At 67.0% G+C, this 20,239-nt stretch carries 2 protein-coding genes and 1 pseudogene; 1 reads left to right on the plus strand and 2 read right to left on the minus strand.

Going from position 1 to position 20,239, the window contains the following annotated elements:
* Positions 1–2,568: pseudogene (locus AB0L58_RS12880) on the minus strand (hypothetical protein); the annotation flags it as partial.
* A 550-nt stretch (positions 2,569–3,118) separates the two neighbouring features.
* Between AB0L58_RS12880 and AB0L58_RS12885 the strand changes: the two are divergent.
* A complete protein-coding gene (locus AB0L58_RS12885; protein ID WP_364385783.1) occupies positions 3,119–3,763 on the plus strand; it encodes an alpha/beta hydrolase in 645 nt (214 codons plus the stop codon).
* On the opposite strand, the gene AB0L58_RS12890 is transcribed toward AB0L58_RS12885, so the two are convergent.
* Complete coding sequence (locus AB0L58_RS12890) at positions 3,682–20,094, minus strand: amino acid adenylation domain-containing protein (RefSeq protein WP_364385786.1); 16,413 nt, start codon at positions 20,092–20,094, stop codon at positions 3,682–3,684. The two genes, AB0L58_RS12885 and AB0L58_RS12890, sit on opposite strands and share 82 nt — an antisense overlap.
* Positions 20,095–20,239 lie beyond the last annotated feature (145 nt).

The raw sequence follows: 20,239 nt of genomic DNA on the forward strand, positions 1-20,239 counted from the left end.
GCTCTCAGCAGCAACTTCGGATACGGCGTCGGCTCCCTCTGTTTCCGCGGCCTCGGCTTCGTCGGTCTCGACTATTGCCTCGGCTTGTGGCACTTCGTCTTCGGTTGCGGGTTCCTCTTCGGCAACTGCGGCACCATCGATTGCCGCAGCTTCGGTGACCGCCTCGCTCTCGGCAACAGTGTCGCCGGTATCCGGGTCGCTCTCGGCGGTCGAGGATTCGCTGGCGTCGAGTTCCTCAGCTACGGATTCCGCTTCGGTGTCGGCGCCGGCTTCCGCTGTTTCCTCGGCCGCGTCCGCCACCCCGGTTCCGTTGGTCTCGACTATGCCCTCGGCTTGCGGCACCTCATCTTCGACTGCTGTTTCGTCTTCGGCCGTGGGGATGGTATCGGTCTGTCGCGCCGACTCTGTGTCTTCGCCCGATGTTTCGGCTGCGTCGGGTTGGGTCTCAGCGGCTTCACTTTCGGCAGCAATGTCGTCTTCGGGGGCCGCGCCGTCGGTTTCCTCAGTCGCGTCCGCGACCTCGACTCCCGACTCGGCTTGCGGTACTTCATCTTCGGCTTCGGTCTCAGCGGTGGCTACAGCGTCGGCTTCCGCTACTGGTGCTACAGCTTCGGCCGCACCGTCAGGTTGAGCCTCGGCGGTTGCCTCGTCTTCGGCGGTCGCCGTCTCCGGTTCCTCGGCCGCGCCCTCGGACGCGGTTGTCGGATCGGTTTGTGGTACTGCGTCTTCGGCTGCGGGCTCGTCTTCGTCGGCTGCCTCGCTTTCGGCTGCCGCAGCTTCGGTGACCGCCTCGCCTTCGGAATCCTGGTCGCTCTCCGCGGCCGGAGATGCACTGGCGTCGGGTTCCTCAGCTACGGTTTCCGCCTCAGAGTCGGTGACGGTCTCGTCTTCAGGTGCCGACGCTCCACTCTCAGCAGCAACCTCGTTTTCGGCGGCAGCTTGCTCTGCTACCTCAGCCGCGTCCGTGGCCTCGGCTTCGTCGGCCTCGGCCTGCGGTATCTCATCTTCGGCTGCTGCTCGAGCTTCGGTCTCAGTGGCGACAGCGTCGGATTCCGCCACTGGCGCGACAGCCTCGGCCGCATCGTCAGGTTGAGCCTCGGCGGTTGTCTCGTCTTCGGCGGTCGCCGCCTCCGTTTCCCCGGCCGTGTCGGCACCCTCGGCTTCGGACGCAGCTGTCGGGTCGGCTTGTGGCGCTTCGTCTTCGTCGGCTGCCGCATCTTCGGCGACCGCCTCGCCCTCGGCAACAGGGTTGTCGTCGGTAACCTGGTCGCTCTCGGCAGCCGAGGATTCGTTGGTGTCGGGTGCCTCGGTTACGCGTTCCACTTCGAAGTCGGTGACGGTCTCGTCTTCGGTCGCCGCCACTCGACTCTCGGCAGCGATTTCGTCTTCAGCGGCAGCTTGCTCTGTTTCCGCAGCCGCGTCCGCGACCTCGGCTTCGTCTGCCTCGGCTTGCGGCACGTCATCTTCGGCTTCGGTTTCAGCGGCTATAGCGTCGGCGTCCGCCGCCGGCGCCACAGCTTCTGCCGCATCGTCAGGTTGAGCCTCGGCGGTTGTTGCGTCTTCGTCGGTCGCGTCGGCTTCGGTTGCGGCGGTCGGATCGGCTTCTGGCACTTCGTCTTCGGCGCCTGTTTCGTCTTCGGTCGCAGCGGCGGCATCGGTCTGTTCCACTGACTCCGTGTCTTCGCCCGATGCTTCGGCTTCAGCTTCAGGTTGAGCTTCGGCAACTTCGCTTTCGGTCGCAGCTTCGCCTTCGGTGGCTGCACCCTCGGTTTCCTCCGTCGCGTCGGCGACCTCGGCTTCGTCGGAATCGACTGTCCCCTCGGCTTGTGGCGCTTGGTCTTCGGCTGCGGGCTGGTCTTCGGTGACCGCCTCGCCCTCGGTAACAGCATCGCCCTCGGTAATCGGGTCGCTCTCGGCGACCGAGGATTCACTGGGGGCGGGTTCTTCAGCTACGGGTTTCGCTTCAGCTTCGGTGACGGGCTCGTCTTCGGTCGCCGCTACTTCACTCTCGGCAGCGATTTCGTCTTCGACGGCAGCCTCCACTGTTGCCTCGGTCGCGTCCGTGGCCTCGACGCCGTCGGCCTCGGCTGTCCCCTCGGCTTGCGGAACCTCATCTTCGGCTGCAGAATGGGCCGCGGCAGCTTCGCTTTCAGCGGCAATTTCGTCTTCGGTGGCCGCGCTCTCGGTTTCCTCGGTTTCGACTGTCCCGTCGGCTTGTGGGGCTTCGTCTTCGGCTGCGGTCTCGTCCTCGGCGGCTCCCACTTCACTCTCAGCAAATGTTGATTCAGCCGGCAGCACCTCGGTATCCTCGGTCGCCGCCGCTGGCTCCGACTCGGCCGTTAGGTCGTCCTCGGCCGTCGATGCCGTAATCTCCTGGGTTTCTTCGTCTTCAGCAACCGTCGCTGCATTCTCGGCTGCCGCTTCGCGCGATGCGGTTGCCGTTTCGGCCTCGGCCGTGGTGGCCGTCTGCGGCTCCGCCACCGCCACCTCGTCATCGGTAGCTGTCGTCTCCTCCTCGGCGGCGCCCGTGTCTGCGGTGGCCTGCGCCCGGCCGTCGGTAGTTGTCATAATTGTCCGCCCTTTCGAACACTGCGATCGTTCCCCGATTCGAGATTTCGGGGCCTCAAGGGTCGCACGAGATCGCGGTTGCTGCTTCCGAATACGGCAGTGCTGGTATGCAATTGAGCGGAAGTGCGCGATAGAAACCGATCTGTGACTCGAAATGTCGGTGACGTCGCGTCGGCCGGGATCGAGCGGGCAGCACGCTGTCACGCCACCGTGGACGGACGACTCGGGCAAGCGATGATGCTGAAATGTTGCTGTGTCGGGGCTGATTCGGCCGGCGCGAACTGGTGGCGCCCGATGGGGGTCAATTCTGTATGCCGCGTCCCGCGCGACCGTGGCTGCGCAAGACACCTCGAACTCGCCTCGACCACACCGTCTTCGGCACGAGCCGATGCGGGGACAGACAGTTCGTGCGATGAACGCGGACGCTGATCGATCACATCGAAGATCGAAAGCCTGGAACTTGGGCCACCGACACGTGAGCCCGGCCCTGACAGCTAAGTTGTAGCGAATCAACGCCCCCGGGTTATCGAATCCGCTCCGAAGCAGTGGCATGCGAGCACGAATCGGGTCGAGCCCCCGGGACCCGGGAATCGAGCAGTGTGCGCAACGGGATCCTGGTCTCGTCACCGACCGAGACGCCCTCTGTGCCGGGCCGGGCGCGTCGGCGTTCGATGAGACCGGCGAAGTACTCGGCGAATGCCTGCACGGCGTCGGTGCGCGCGCGTTTGTCGTCGTCGGACAACAGTGCGTCCGGGACACCGAAGCCCCGGCCGGTCGGCCAGCCGCGGCTACCGTGGTGTTCGGACACGGACTGCTGTTCGGCGGCTGGATGTTTCAGCCGCAGATCGAGGTGCTGTGTGAGCACTACCGCTGCGTCACGATCGACTGGCGTGGACAGGGTGCGAGTCCGGCGACCACCCGCGACTATGACATGGACACCCGCACCGGCGACGCCGTCGCGCTGATCCGCCGCCTGGAAGTCGCTCCGGTGCACTGGGTCGGTCTGTCCATGGGCGGCTTTGTCGGGCTGCGAATCGCGGCGCGTCTTTCCGGGTACGGCAACCACGCCGAGCGACGCACCCTGACCACCCGCGCCTCCGCTGGTTCGTCGCGTCACAACCACTCGCGTAGGACCTCCGCGATACGCCGGAGCGCCGCATCGGAGGTCATCCGCCAGTGTGTGGTAGCCACCTGATGGTTGTGTACGGAACCTGCCACTGCGGCCGTCCAGGTCGCGGCGTTCCCAGACCCGGTCGGATCGTCCTCGGCCGCGGTGAAGTAGACGAGATCCCCGTCGAAGGACCGCGCACGATATGCCGAGTCGAGAGCCGCCGAATCGATCGCCGCGTGCACGATCCGTTCGATCCGCGCCGCCCCGAAGGACGCGAACGGCTCGGGGAGCGTGCTCAACCGCTGTGCCAGCCGGGGCAATTCCACGGTTTCGTCCAGGCCGAATTCCGCGGCCCGATCGCCGAGCAGTCCACCGAGCAGTTCCGGCACCATGACCTCGATCCCCGCGAAGGGGGATTCGGTGGTTTCGAGTAGTCGACTGTCCATCATGCCGAGCAGCGCGACCTGTGCGCCCTCGTCCTGGAGCTGGACGGCCATGGCATGGGCGAGCACACCGCCCAGTGACCAGCCGAGCAGGTGGTAGGGCCCCTCCGGCTGCACCGCACGAATGTGTTTGACGTAGTGCCGTGCCCAATCCTCGATCGAATCCGGCAGCGGGTCCGCCGAACTCAGCGCGGGGGACTGGAGTCCGTAAATGGGCCGATCCGCATCGAGGTGGGCGGCCAGCCCGGCGAACGACCATGCGATGCCCCCGATCGGATGGATGCAGAACAGCGGCTCGGCGGTACCGGAGGTCCGCAGTGGCAACAGCACATCGAATGCCGCGTCGGCACCGGCGCCCTCGGTGCCGCGCGCACGCAATTCCGCGACGATGCCCGCAGGGGTGGGGGCGGCGAACACCCACATCACCGGAATCGTCTCGGCCATCGCCTCGTTCAACCGAGCCGTCAACTTGGTCGCGATCAGTGAATTTCCGCCGAGTTCGAAGAAGTTGTCATCCAATCCGATGCGATCGAGACGCAGTACATCCGCGAAGATCTCGCAGACCAGGGTTTCGAGCGCTGTCGTCGGTGCACGGTAGGCGCGGGTCCCGAGCTCCGGTTCGGGCAGCGCCGCGCGGTCGAGTTTGCCGACCGGGGTCAACGGGATGTCGTCGAGGATCACGATCGCCGCGGGCACCATATGCGACGGCAAGGTCCGTGCGGCCCGGTGGAGCAGCCGATCCGGATCTATCTCCCGGTCCGGGGCGGCCACCACGTACGACACCAGAACCGTTGCCCCAGCGGCATTCTCCCTGCCGACCGTGACGGCGAAATCCACTTCCGCCTGAGCGGCCAGTACCGCATCGATCTCGCCGAGTTCGATGCGGAAACCACGGATCTTCACCTGGAAATCGGTGCGACCCCGATAGTCGAGCTCGCCGTCGGCAGTCCATGCCACCAGATCGCCGGTGCGATACATCCGGGCACCCGGCTGGAACGGGTTGGCGACGAAACGATCCGCCGTCAGGTCGGCGCGATCGAAGTAGCCCCGCGCCAATTGTGCTCCGGCCAAGTACAACTCACCCGCGACACCGACCGGAACCGGCCGCAACCGTGCATCCAGGACATACACCTGGCTGTTCCGTACCGGTCTGCCGATCGGTACGGCCGGTTCATCGACCCGGTCCACCCGATGGCTGGTGATCGACACCGCCGCCTCGGTCGGGCCGTACAGGTTGTACAGCGACGCCGCGGGCACTGCCGCCGTGAAACGGCGCGCCAGCGCGGCGGGCAGGGTCTCACCGATCGCCAGCACCCGGCGCAAAGAATCCGGCAGCCGACCCGTCAGCAATGCGTCCAACATCGACGGCACCGCGTGCAGCGTGGTCACACCCGTACGTGCCATCAAATCGTTCAGGTACTCCGGGTCGCGGTGGCCGTCCGGCGCGGCGATCACCAGGCGGCCGCCGCAGACCGCGGCCGACCAGAACTCCCATACGGACAAATCGAACGTCGCCGCCGTCTTCAGCAATACCGCGTCATCGACGGTCAATCCGAATCGCGCTGTCTTCCAGACCAACTGATTGACAATCGCACCGTGCGAGACCACGACACCCTTCGGACGACCTGTGGAACCCGACGTGAAGATCACATAGGCCGCGTGCTCGGCGCGCAACGGTGCGATCCGCTCTCCGTCGGCGATCGGGGCCGCGTCCACCGCGGACAGGTCCAGTCGATCCACCAGTACCACCGGTGCGGCGGAGGTCCTGAAATCCGTGTCGGCATCGGTCAGTACACAAACCGGTGCCGCCGTCGCCAGAATGTAGTCGGTTCGCTGCGCGGGCTGATCCGGATCGACCGGCACGTACACACCACCGGCTTTGCTCACCGCATACATCGCGACGACCAGATCCACCGAACGCCGAATGGCCAACGCCACCAGTGACTCCGGGCCGACGCCCGACGAAATCAAGTACCGCGCAACCTTGTTCACGCGTCCGTCCAGCGAACTGTAGGTGATTCGAGTACCGTCGGCAGCGACCAACGCCGTTGACTCCGGTGTGGCAGCGACGGTCTCGTCCAGCAACGACACCAGTGTGGTTGCCGTATTCACCTGCTGCGCAGTGTCGTTCCACGCCGTGAGGATCCGGGTACTTTCCTCGGCGGCGAGCAGATCGATCGCACCCACCGGCATCCGCGGATCCGCGATCACGGCATCGAGTACCCGCACGAACCGGTCCACGAAACTCCGCACCGTCGACTCGTCGAACAGCTCCGCGGCGTAGGTGAAGAAGCCGCCGATACCTGCCGGGACACCGCCCTCGTCGTAACTGTCGGCCATGATCACATGCAGATCGAATTGCGACAGCTGACGGTCCGTTGCGAACTCCGTGACGGTCAGGCCCGGCAACTCCAGCCTGGCCGGGGCCAGATTCTGGAACGACAGCCCAACCTGGAACAGCGGATGCCGCGCGGTCGAGCGCACCGGATTCAGCACTTCGACCAACCGTTCGAACGGCACATCGGCGTGGGCGAACGCTTGGACGTCGATATCACGTTGCCGCGCAAGCAGTTTCGTGAAATTCGCACCCGCATCCACCTGGGTGCGGAACACCAGCGTGTTGACGAACATGCCGATCAGATCGTCCAGCACCGCCTCGCCCCGACCCGCTATCGGCGTACCGATCGCGATATCGTCGGTGCCCGACAATCGGGCCAGCAATACGGCCAGCGCGGTATGCGCAACCATGAACAGCGTCGCGCCCTCGGCCCGTGCCAGCCCCACCAGCGCCGCATGCGCACGCGCATCGATGCGTAGCTCCACTCGGCCGCCCGCGAACGACTGCACCGCCGGGCGCGGCCGATCTCTCGGCAACTCCAGCTGATCCGGCAGGCCGGCAAGGGCCCGCCGCCAGTAGGCGATCTGCTCGGCCGCCATCGACCCCGGCTGGTCCTCACCGCCGAGCAACCCCCGCTGCCACACCGTGTAATCCGCGTACTGCACGGCCAACGGCGACCAATCCGGTGCCTGCCCCAGCGCCCGAGCCGTGTACGCCGAGGCGAGATCACGAGTAAGCGGGCCGCCGGAGTAGCCATCGCCCGAGATGTGAGCGACGACCATGGCAAGCACGAATTCGCCGTCCGCGATCCGGAACAGCACCGCGCGCACGGGCACCTCGGCAGTCACATCGAAGGTCGTCGAAACCAGTTCCAGCACAGCGGATTCCGCCTCGGCGGCGGCGACGGTCCGAACCTCCAGCCGCGGCACACCGGAGTGTTCGGGAGGCAGGATGACCTGCACCGGATCCGCTGCGCCCGAGTCACCCACCCCCGGCTGCGGATATCTGGTTCGCAGGATCTCATGGCGCACAACGACATCGGTGAAGGCCTGCCCCAGCGCGGCGATATCCAGATCGCCCGTCAGGCGGATGGCGACCGGAATGTTGTATGCGGTCGACTCGGTATCGAACCTGTTGAGAAACCACATCCGCTGCTGTGCGGGCGAGAGCGGAATGCGTTCCGGCCGTGGGCCAGCGACCAGGGCGCGGCGACTCCCGGTACCGGTGAGCTGCGACACCTCCCGCGCGCAACCCGCAACGGTGGGCGCGGCGAACAGCACACGCACCGGGATCCGGGAATCCAGTGCCACACCGAGGCGAGCTGTCACCCGCGTGGCGAGCAGCGAATTGCCACCGAGTTCGAAGAAATTGTCGTCGGCGCCGATGCGCTCGATGCCGAGCACGTCGGCGAAGACACCGGCCACGGCCCGTTCCGTCACCGTCGACGGTTCCCGGTAGGTGCGCGTCGCGAACCGCGGTTCGGGGAGGGCGTTTCGGTCGAGCTTGCCGACCGCGGTCAACGGAATCTCGTCGAGCACCACGACCGATGCGGGAACCATATGCGGTGGCAGGCTCCGTGCCGCCCACCGCGCCAGTTGATCCGGATCCAGTGCACGACCCAGCACATATGACACCAGAATCGTGGCACCGCTGGGGTTTTCGCGGCCCAGGGTCACCGCGAAGTCCACGTCGGCGTGCGCGGTGAGCACCGCGTCGATTTCCCCGAGTTCGATGCGGAAGCCACGGATCTTCACCTGGAAATCCGTGCGGCCCAGGTACTCCAACTCCCAGCCGGTAGCCGCGGCATCCGGCACCTCGACCCACCGGACCAGGTCGCCGGTCCGGTACATCCGGTCACCCGGCGCACCCCACGGATTCGCGACGAAACGTTCCGACGTCGAGGCGCAACGCTCGTGATAGCCGCGGGCGAGTGCCGGGCCCGCCAGATACAGCTCACCGGTGACACCCGCGGGCACCGGGTGCAACCGCTCGTCGAGCACCGCCGCCCACCCGCCGGGTAGCGGACGGCCGATCGTTACCCGTTGTCCCGCAAGCAGAGTCGTATAGGTGGCGCCGATCGTCGCCTCGGTCGGACCGTATCCGTTGATGAAGCGGCGACCCGGCTGCCACCTGGCCAGCAGTTCGGCAGTGGTGGCCTCGCCACCTGCGGATACCACTTCCAGGTCGTCCAGGCCGGAGGGATCGACAGTGCCGAGCAGCGCCGGGGTGATGATCGTATGCGTCACCCGTTCGCCGCGAAGCAGGTCATGCAGTTCGGTGCCGCCGACGATATCCGGTGCGGTGATGACCAGGGTGGCGCCGCTGTAGAAGGCGCTGGACCACTCCTCGACCGATTGGTCGAAACTCGGCGAACACACATGCAGCATCCGATGGTCCGGCCCGAGCCCGAGCAGGTCGACGGAGTGGCCGATGAGTCCACCGAGCCCGGCGTGGGTGACGGCGACCCCCTTGGGCAATCCCGTCGACCCCGATGTGTAGATCACATAGGCCGGATGCGATATGCGCAGCGGCGCACACCGCTCCGCGTCGGTCACCGGGGCGGGCGACCGGGTGGCGCAGCTGGCGAGTACCGCGGGATCGTCCAACACCAGCCAATCCACCGTGTCGGGTAGACCGGCCTGCCGCGCGACCGTAATGCCCAGCACCGCACGGGAATCGGCCACCATATGCCGCACCCGGTCCACCGGATAGGTCGGATCGACCGGCAGATACGCGCCGCCCGCCTTGGCGACCGCCCAGACCGCGGCGATCATCTCGTACGAACGTCGCATCGTCAGCGCCACCACCGTCTCCGGCGCGACACCTCGATCGATCAGGACGCGCGCCAGACGCGACGACAGCTCGTCGAGTTCACCGTAGGTGTACGCCCGTCCCGCATCGCGCACCGCGACTCGGTCACGTCCGAAACCGACTCCCCGGGCGAGCAGATCCGGCAGCATCCCGACGGTAGCCGGGGCGCCGCCGCCGATCCGGGTCAGTCGCTCGTACTCGTCGTCGACCAACAGCGGCAGATCACACACCCGCGCCGCGGGCTGGTCCACGATTGCCGCGAGCACCTGAACGAACCGGCGGGCAAACAACTCCGCCGCACCGTCATCGAAAAGATCACGCACGAAGGACATCTCGCCGCGCGGCTGAGCCGAGTCACCATCCGCGTCCGAGATCGCCAGTGCCAGATCCCCGACCGCATCCGGCGGACTCTGGAACGACAGCGCCACCTGGAACAGCGGATGCCGACCCGGCGACCGCCGCGTTCCCAACAGATCGACCAACTCGTCGAACGGAATTCCGGCGTGCCCGAACCCTTGCAGTTCACGCTGGTATGCGTCCGGTAGGAGGTCGACGAAACGCGCGGCCCGATCCACGCGGGTACGCAGCACCAGCTCGGCACGGTGGCTGCCGGGCTTCGGAGTGCCGATCGCGATGTCGTCGGAGCCCGATAGTCGCGCGAGCATTGTCGCCAATGCCGTGCGCACCACCGCGGTCCATGTCACGCCCGCCGTATGCGCGAGCCGCCGTAGACCGGAGTGCACCTCGTTCGGAACCGAGAACTCCACTCGCCCACGGACATCGGACCGTATCGCCGTGCGCGGCCGCTCCGTTGGCAGCTCCAGCCGATCGGGCAGGCCCGCCAAGGCGGTGCGCCAGTACCGGGACCTGGTGATCGGGTCGTCCGATTCGGTGTCCAACAGCTGTGCGATATCGGCCGCGGTGCGGTCCGGTGCCGCGGGCAGCTCGGCGAGCAGGTGGCGAAGCCGATCGGCCACGGCCTGCGCGGTAGCGTCGGCGACGATATCGCGTCGGTATTTCACCTGCACCAGCGTCCGGGTATCCAGGAAGACCACGACGGTGATCGGATAGTGCGTGAAGTCGGCCCCGCGCATCTGCTCGATCCGCAAGCCGTCGATGGCGCCGCTGGCCTGCTGCAGCCCCTCGGCGTCGACCGGGTAGGACTCGAAGACCAGCATCGTATCGAACAGTTCGCCATTCGGAGCTTGTGGAGCCGGCGGGGAATACAGCCCGGCGACGCGTTGGATCGCGCCGAGTCCGAGGTGATGATGGTCCAACAACGACGCCTGCTCGGCCTGCAACCCCGCCACCAGGGTCCGCACCGTGGTGGCCCGATCGAATCGGATCCGCACGGGGATCGCGTCCACGAACAGGCCGATCATGTCGCCGATACCGTCGAGTTGCGGCGGTCTGCCGGAGACGGTCGCGCCGAAGACCACGTCGTCGCGTCCGGTGCTGCCGGCGATGACCAGACCCCACGCCGCCTGTATCACCGTGTTGGCGGTGACCTCGGCGGCCGCCGCGTACGCGGTCAGCGCCGAGGTCTGCGCGGTCGACAGATCGAATTCACAGACGCCGAACCCGTCGCCGACGGCCACGGGCCACGCCAGTTCAGGCGCGAGCATGGTCGGGGTAGCGCCGGTCAACGCCGCCGACCAGGCGTGTACCGCGGCATCGCGGTCTTGCCGCGCGAGCCACCGCAGGTAGTCGCGATAGGGCCGGACGGGTGCGAGCAGTGACGTGTCGCCGCCGGTCGCGTACAGGACCAGGAGTTCCTTCATCAGCAGCGGCATCGACCAGCCGTCGAGCAGGATGTGGTGTCCGGTCAACACGAGGTGGCTGGCCGTCCCCGACTGCTCGGAGTCGGTGGTGAACACCGTGAATCGCAGCAGCGGTGCCACCGCCGGATCGAATCCGCGTCGTCGCTCGGCGACCAGCAGTTCCGGCAGTTCGGCCTCGGACACGCCGTCGACAACCTGCCACGGCACCTCGACCCCGTCCACCACCAGCTGCACCGACGTGCCGTCGGCCGTTGGTACGAAGGCCGACCGCAAGTTCGCGTGCCGGTCCAGAATCGTCTGCGCGGCTCGGCGCAACCGGCCCATATCCAGCTCGCCGGTCAGCCGCGCGGCCAGCTGGATGATGTAGGCGTCGCCCGAATCGTCCAGTAGCTCGATAAGCACCCGCAACGAACCCTGCAGCGGTGACAGCGGCAGCACATCCGACAGTCCGGGATAGTTTCGCCGCCACTGGTCCAACTCGAGCTGTGCGACCCGCACCAGCGGCACATCCGACGGAGTCAGACCGCCCGCGGCCGGATCCGTCGAGTGGTCGGCAATCGCGGTGAGCGCGGCCAGCCAGTCCGCGGCCAACTCCCGCACCGCCGCCTCGTCGAGAATCGCGGCGGCGAAGGCGAACGACGCCACCATCCGCGGGCCGTCCGCGGTATCGCGGACGATCGCGTTGATATCGAGCACGGCGGACAGCGGAAGGTCCGGATTCGGCTCTGCGGCAACGGCTCCCAGTTCGTCGGTCGGCAACCAGCCCGCATCCGACACACTGTCGGGTACCGCACCCGCCGAGACACGGCCGAGGTAGTTGAAACTGATCTGCCCGAGATCGCCCGCCAGTGCGTCGGCGGTATCCGGATTCAGATGCCGTAGCAGGCCGAAACCGATGCCTCGATCCGGCACGGAAAGCAGTTGCTCCTTTACCGATTTCAGCACCGCGGCGGTCGCTTCGCCCCCGGCGAGGGCGGCCTCGGTGTCGATTCCCGACAGGTCGATCGCCACCGGACTGATGCTGGTGAACCACCCCACGGTCCGGGTCAGATCGGCGCCGGGCACCGCGTCTTCCTCGCGACCGTGCCCCTCGAGCCGCAGCAGAGTTGTCGGAGCATCGATACCGCGCCGCGCTCGCCAAGAACGCACCGCCATCGCGAGTGCGGCGAGCAGACTGTCGTTGGCACTGCCGTGGTACAGCGCGGGAACCTTGGTGAGTACCGCGTCGGCGACCTCGGCGGGAACCTGGATATCGAACGCGCCCCTGGTTTCGAAGGTATCGGCGACCGGGTCCAGGGCACGTGCGCCGAGCAGCGGATCCGGCGTTGCCAAAATCCGCTGCCAATAACCGATCTCCGCGGCACGGTCCGCGGTGGCGGCCGCTTCCACCAAACCGTGTGCCCAGCGGCGGAAGGAGGTGCCGACGGTGGGCAATGCCACCGGCTGTCCGGTGCTGCGCTGTACCCATGCCAGCACCAGATCCGGGATCAGAATGCGCCACGACACGCCATCGACCACATAATGATGGACCGCCACGACGATGGCGTCGCGCGCATCGGGCCTGCGCAGCCACGTGAACGCGATCATCCGGCCCGCGGCGGGATCCAATGTGGCCAGCGCGGAATCCATGGTCGCGTTCGCGATTCGGTTCAGCTCGGCCGCGTCGACACCGGCCGGCACGTCGACCTCGGTCACCAGCGCGTCGGCCTCGACGGCACCGCGAGCCGATACCTCGAACCGCCACGACCCATCCACCTGCCACACCCGTGAGCGCAGCACATCGTGATGTTCGAGCACCGCGCCGACGGTGGCCACCACACCCGCGCGATCGATCTCCTCCGGCAAGCCGAGCACCATGCTCTGGGCGAACCGACTGAACGAACCGTTGGCGAGGAACCAGGCAAATACCGGAGTCAGGGGAACCGTGCCGACACCACCGCCCGGCAACTCCGCCAGCACCACCGCCGACTCCGCACCGACCACGGCAATACGAGCCAACCTCGCGACGGTCTTCTGCTCGAACACATCCCGCGCGGTGAACACCAGCCCCGCCGCCTTGGCCCGCGACACCAACTGGATCGACATGATGCTGTCACCACCGACAGCGAAGAACGAATCGTCCACCCCGACCCGCGGCACGCCCAACACCTGCGCGAAGAGCTCGGCAAGCCGCGACTCCGCCGCGCCGACCGGAGCACGCGACACCGCCGTCGCGAACACCGGCTCCGGCAACGCCTTTCGGTCCAGCTTTCCATTCGACGTCAACGGAACCCGGTCCAGCACCACAATCGCCGCGGGCACCATATGCGACGGCAGGATCTCGGCCGCATACTCCCGCAGCCCGTCCGGATCCAGCACCCGATCCGGCGCCGCACGCACATACGACACCAATGCCGTCGCACCACTGGGCTTCTCACGACCCAGCGTGACTACGAAATCGATATCGCCATGCCGGCCGAGTGCGGAATCGACCTCACCGAGCTCGATTCGGAAACCACGGATCTTCACCTGGAAATCCGCGCGACCGACGTAGTCGAGCTGCCGATCCGCCGACGGAAGCGCGATAGTCCCCGCCGGCTGCTCCGCTGCCGCGCACCAGCGCACGAGGTCGCCGGTGCGATACATCCGTGCACCCGGCCCACCCCAGGGGTTGGCGACGAACCGCTCCGCGGACAACCCGGCACGGTTCCAGTAGCCACGAGCCAACGCGGCACCGGCCAGATACAACTCACCCGTAACACCGGGGGGCACCGGATGCAACCGTGCATCCAGCACGAATGCCGAGATCCCCGGAATCGGCGCACCGATCGTGATGTGCTGCCCCGCAACCAGTTCCACATTCGACGACATGACCGTCGCCTCGGTCGGACCGTACGCGTTGAACAACCGGCGACCCGGCTGCCACTTGGCCAGCAGCTCCGGGGTGAGGACATCCCCACCCACGAACAGCACTTCGATCCGGTCCAGACCGGCCGGATCGACCGTGCCGAGTACCGCGGGAGTGATGATCGTGTGTGTCGCCCCCTCGGTCCGCAGCAACTCGCCGAGCTCCGGTCCGCCCATAACAGTCGACGGGACCACCACCAATGTCGCCCCGACCGAGAACGCGCACATCCATTCCATCACCGACGGATCGAAACTCGGCGAACAGATGTGCAGGTACCGGTGGTGCGGCTCGAGGCGGTACTGCGCGACCGAATGATCGACCAGGCCGCTCAACCCGCTGTGGGTCACGGCGACACCCTTGGGCAGGCCCGTCGAGCCCGAGGTGTAGATCACGTAGGCCGGATGTTGTATCCGCAGCGGCGCAATCCGCTCGGCATCGGTGACCGTGTCGGCGGACTTGCCCGCGCACAACGTCGCCGTCGCCGGCGCGTCCAGCACCAGCCAATCCACGTCATCGGGTAGCCGGTCGACATACTCGGACCCGGTAATGCCGAGGGCCGCACCGGAATCGGTCAACATATGCCGCACCCGATGCGCGGGATGCGCGGGGTCGATCGGCAGGTGCGCACCACCGGCCTTGGCGATCGCAACTGCCGCCAACACCATCTCGTAGGAACGCGGCAGCGACACCGCGACCGGCAGTTCGGGACCGACACCGCGATCGATCAAGACCCGCGCCAACCGCGACGACTGTTCGTCGAGCTCGCCATAGCTGATCGACCGACCCTGGTATCGCACCGCAACCCGGTCCCGCCCCAGCGCGACGCCGCGGGTCAGCAGCTCGGGCAGCAACCGGGGCGCCGGAACGTCATCGTCGGGAAGCCTGGTCAGCAGGGCCAGTTCGTCGTCGCCGAGCAACGGCAGGTCACCGATCGGATCCCCGGGTCGGTGCACCCCGGCCGCCAGCAGCCGGAGGAATCGCTCGGCGAAAATCTCTACGGTGCGCCGGTCGAACAGATCGGGCGCGAAGCAAAGGTGCGCGGCGATGCCCGAGCTGTCCCCGTTCTCCCGAATGTGCAGGGACAGATCGAATGCCGCGCGCGCGATGGGAGTCCGATCACCGGCGGACAACATCACCTGCACCAGCGACCGGACCGGCTCCAGCAGTGCCACCAACTCGTCGAAGGGCAGGTCTGCTCGCGCGAATGCCTGTAGGGCAATGTCTTTCGCCTTCGCGAGCAGCTCGTCGAAGGAAATTCCACCCTGCACGCCGGTGCGCAGCACCACCGTATTGACCGATCCGCTTGATTCGGCGGGGGTACCGATCGCGATGTCGTCGGTACCCGATAGTCGTGCGAGCAGTACCGCGAATGCCGCGTGCACAACGGTGAACACCGTCGTATCGCGTGCCCGCGCGAGCTGGTGCAGCCCGTGGTGCAGATCCGTACCGATCTCGAACTCGACGCTGGCTTGCGCAAGGGAGGACACCGCGGGCCGTGGGCGATCCCTGGGCAGGTTCAGCTCATCCGGCAGCCCCTGGAGTGCGGTGCGCCAGTAGCGCGTCTGCGAGATCAGATCGCCGCGATCGTCGAAGCTCCGATTGATCTGCGCCGGTGTGTGTTCCGGCGTCGCAATGAATTCGCCGATCAGCACCCGCAACCGCGCGGCGAGCGCCTGCGCTGCCGCGTCGGTGATCATGTCGCGTCGGTACTGCACCTGTACATGTAGCTGCGTGCCCGACTCGACCACGACAGTCACCGGATAGTGGGTGAAGTTGCGCGCTTGGAGATCGACGACTTCCAACCCATCGATCGTCGCGTGGGCCTGGCGCAAACCATCGGTGTCGACCGGATACGACTCGAATGCCACGAGCGAATCGAACAACTCACCCGCACCGACGGCGCGCTGAATATCGGCCAACCCGAGGTGATGACCGTCGAGCAGTGAAACCTGTTCGGACTGAAGCCGAATCAGCAGTTGCCGCACCGGCGCATCGGCGTCGAACCGAACCCGAACCGGGACGGTGTTCGCGAACAGGCCGACCATTTCGTCGACCCCGTCGACCTGCGGCGGCCGCCCCGAAACCACCGCGCCGAAGACGACATCATCGCCTCCGGTGCACGCCGCGAGCACCAGACCCCACGCCGCCTGGACCACCGTATTGACCGTGACCTCCGTCGCGGCGGCGAATGTCAACAGCTCCGCTGTCTCGGCGGGTGACAGATCGGCGGCGCAAACCCCGTGACCGTCGGCGGTCGTCGCGGGCGGCGGCAGCGTCGCGGCCAGCCGGGTCGGCGTCGGACCCGTCAGCGCTTCGCGCCACGCCCGCACGGCGGCGTCCCGGTCGTATCGCGCCAACCAGGCGAGATAGTCCCGATACGGCCTGACTCGCGGCAGCGGCGTCGAATCACCGTCGGCCGCATAGGAAACCAGTAGTTCTTTCATCAGCAACGGCATCGACCAGCCGTCCAACAGGAGGTGATGCGCGGTCAACACCAGGTGTACGCGTCCGGAGTCCGTGCGATACACCGTGAAGCGCAGCAGTGGCGCCACCGTCGGATCGAATCCGAGGCGTGCTTCGGCGGCCAGCAGCGATGCCGGATCGGTGTCCGGTGTGTCGACGATCCGCCACGGGACCGCGAGACCCTCGGCGATGACCTGGACCGGGGCGCCCTCGGCCGATGTTCGGAACGCGGCCCGCAGGATCGCCTGCCGATCCAACACCGCTTGCGCGGCACGCCGCAGGCGATCCGGATCGATCACGCCGGACAACTCCACCGCCAACTGCAGCTGATAGGGATCTGCCGAATCGTCGGAAAGCTGGTTCAGGAAAAGCAAACCGAGCTGCAGGGGCGAGGGCGGCAGGACATCGACCAGACCCGGGTGCTCCCGCCGCCAGATATCGAGTTCACCCTGGCTGATCCGCACGAGGGGGACGTCCGCTGGCGTCAGGCCGCCGGCCGCCGGGTCGTTTACATGTCCGGCAAGCAAGGTCAGTGCGGCCACCCAGTACTCGGCCAGTTCCCGCACGGAGGCTTCGTCGAGGATCTCGGATGCATACGCGAACGACGCATTCATCCGGGTGCCCGCGTCGGTATCGGCGACGATCGCGTTGATATCCACCACGGCGGGCGCGGGCATCGCCCGATCCTGGTCGGCTTCCGGGGCGCCCCAGTCGGCGGTCGGCAGCCAACTCCGATCCGTCAGGCCGTCCGGCACGTCGCCCGCGGAAACCCGACCGAGATAGTTGAAACCGATCTGGCCCAGCGCACCGTCGAGCTCGCTCGCGGTATCGATGTCGAGATAACGCAGCATGCCGAAACCGATGCCCTTATCGGGCACCGCGAGCAGTTGCTCCTTCACCGTCTTGACCATCGCCGCGGTTACCTCGGCGTTGTGCCATGCGGCATCGGCGTCGATGCCGGAAAGATCGAGCACAACCGGATACATGCTGGTGAACCAGCCGATAGTGCGGTTCAGGTCGGCACCGGCGACGGCGGTTTCTTCCCGGCCGTGTCCCTCGAGCCGGATTCGCATGGCCGCGGCGTCGACCCCGCTTTTCGCCCGCCACGAGCGCACCGCCAGCGCCAACGCCGCGAGCAGGCCGTCGTTGACCCCGCTCCGATACAGCGCCGGCAGCTCGGTCAAGACCGCATGGGTGATCTCGGCCGGCACCGTGACGGTGAAACTCCGCACCGTCGCCACGGTGTCGACGACCGGGTCGAGTGCCCGCGTACCCAAGAGCGGATCAGCGGCGGTCAGGACCTCCCGCCAGTACGGCAACTCGCTGGTGCGGTTCGCGGTGGTCGCCGCCTCGACCAGACCGTGCGCCCATCGCCGGAACGAGGTGCCGACGCCGGGGAGGGCGATCGGGTGCCCACCGTCGCGTTGCACCCACGCGGTCACCAGGTCCGAGATCAGAATGCGCCACGACACCCCATCGATCGCGTAGTGATGCGCGGCGATGATCAGCGCATCCCGGCCGTCCGGTCGAGACAGCCAGGTGCACGCGATCATTCGGGCCGCCGCCGGGTCGAGCTTGTCCAGGGCGGAATCCATTGCCGCACTGGCGGTTGCGGATAGCTCATCGATGTCCAGACCCGCGGGCAGGTCGATACGGGTCAGCAGCGCGTCCACCTCCACCGCACCCGGCGGCAGAGTTCGCAGCTGCCATTGCCCGTCGGCGGACCACACCCGTGAGCGCAGCATGTCGTGGTGGTCCAGTACGGCAGTGAGCGTGGCCACCAGACCCGCCCGGTCGATGTGCTCGGGTAGGGCCAGCACCATGTGCTGGGTGAACCGGCCGAACGACCTCCCACCGGCCAGGTGTGCGGCCAGCACGGGTGTCAGCGGAATCTCCCCGACACCGCCGCCGGGAAGCTCCGCGAGCCTCGGCACGGGATCGGCGCCCACCACCGCGACTCGCGCCAACCCGGCCACCGTGCGCTGCTCGAACACATCCTGGGGGGTGAACACTATCCCCGCCGCACGGGCCCGCGACACCAGCTGGATCGAGAGGATGCTGTCGCCACCGGCGGCGAAGAACGAGTCCTCCGCCCCGACCCGCACACCGAGCACTTGGGTAAACAACTCGGCGAGTCGGGATTCCACCGCGCCCACCGGGGCGCGCGACACCGCCGTTTTGAACACCGGCTCGGGCAACGCCTGCCGATCGAGCTTTCCATTGGCGGACAACGGGATCGCATCGAGCACAATGATCGCGGACGGCACCATATGACGGGGCAATGCGGTTCCCGCGAAGCGCAGGAGTTCGTCGGCATCGATGGAAATGCCGTTGCGCGCCAGCACATAGGAGACCAGTAAGGTCGCGCCCGAGGGCGCGACCTTGCCGAGAGTCGCGGCGTATTCGATATCGGGATGACCGGTCAGTGCGGCGTCGATCTCACCTGGCTCGATACGGAAGCCGCGGATCTTGACCTGGAAGTCCGAGCGACCGACATACTCGATCGCGCCATCGATCATGCGTCGCCGCACCAGATCGCCGGTGCGATACATCCGCACACCAGGGGTACCGGCGTCCGCGCCGAACGGATTCGCCACGAATCGTTCCGCCGTGAGCGCCGCCCGCCCGAGGTAGCCCTGCGCGAGGGCGGGGCCGGAAAGGTAGAGCTCGCCGATCACGTCGGCAGGTACCGGTCGCAACCGCGAATCCAGCACCACCGCGCCGATACCCGCTAGGGCGCTACCGATGGTTATCGGCTGCTCAGGAGCCAACTCGGCGCTACCGGTGGCGAGAATGGTGACTTCGGTGGGCCCGTAAGCGTTGTAGAAGGAACGCCCCGCCACCGCCCACCGCTCGACCAGTCCGGGGCCGAAGGCATCACCAGCGACGACCACGACCCGCAAGGCGTCGAGTCCGACCGGTTCGACCGACTCCAGCGCCGCGGGCGTGATCAGCATGTGTGTGACACGCTCACGACGTAACAGGTCGGCGAGTTCGGCGCCGCCGAATACCGTCGGAGGGGACACCACGAGCGTCGCGCCGGAACCGAAGGCCAGCAGCAGCTCGAGCACCGATACGTCGAAGTTCGGCGAGCAAACGTGCAGCACCCGCGAATCGCCATCGACCGCGTAGCGCTCGCGCTGCGCGTCGACCAGCGTCGCAAGACCCGCATGGGTCACCACAACGCCCTTCGGGCGACCGGTGGAGCCGGAGGTATAGATGACGTAGGCCGGATGCTGTTCGGTTGGTGTGCCCAGGCGATCGACGTAGGAGATCGGATGGGCGGGTCTTGCCGCGATCCGCTCCCGGTGCAGCGGATCATCGATATTGAGCCAATAGATCTCGGTGCCGAGCCGCGAGCGATGCGTCGAGTCGGTGAGTCCGAGCACCGCTCGGGAGTCGGCGACGATGTAGGCGCTGCGCTCCGGCGGCAGGGTGGGGTCGACCGGCACATAGGCCGCACCGGTCTTGGCGATGGCCCATACGGCCAGCACCGATTCGATCGAGCGGGGCAAGCCGATGGCTACGACGTCGCCGGGACCCACACCCCGCTCGATCAGTTCCCGTGCCAATCGGGAGGACGACTGGTCCAGCTCCGTGTAGGTGAGTTCGCGCTGATCGGCCGGGTCGCCGGTCGGGTTGTAGCGGATCGCGATCGAATCGGCCGCGGATTCGACCGCGGCGACCAGCAACTGTATGAAGAGCGGACTACTCGATCTGCGGCGAATTCGACCCCGAACAGTGCGACGAACCCTATCCATTCGAGTTCTACAGTCCTCTCGCGTCGAGCCCACAGGTTTTGCCGACACCCACGAACCCGGCCGGATCCCGGCGCAC

Origin of the sequence: Nocardia sp. NPDC052112 (assembly GCF_040680135.1) — a bacterium.
In the GTDB taxonomy this organism is placed as follows: domain Bacteria; phylum Actinomycetota; class Actinomycetes; order Mycobacteriales; family Mycobacteriaceae; genus Nocardia.